Raw genomic sequence first — 221 nt, 5'->3', positions numbered from 1 at the left:
CTCAGCCGGAGTAATATCCGGCTACCGTGCACTGAATAGATAGGTGTACGGGGGGAACCGGGGGAACTGAAACATCTCAGTACCCCGAGGAAAAGAAAGCAACAGCGATTTCCTGAGTAGCGGCGAGCGAAAGGGGAGGAGCCTAAACCATACCTGTGTAAACCTGCCGGTGTTGCAGGTATGGGGTCGAGGGGCAAATCAGGCAGCGCGGCAGAGCTGCC

Annotated in this window: 1 rRNA gene; it reads left to right on the top strand. The window is 57.0% G+C overall.

Features of this window, described 5'->3' with window-relative positions:
* A 23S ribosomal RNA gene (locus ULO1_RS14995) occupies positions 1-221 on the top strand; the annotation flags it as partial.

This window comes from Carboxydocella sp. ULO1 (genome assembly GCF_002049255.1).
Classification (GTDB): domain Bacteria; phylum Bacillota.
The sequence above is the reverse complement of the archived record's forward strand: the minus strand, read 5'-3'. Positions and strand labels throughout refer to the sequence as shown.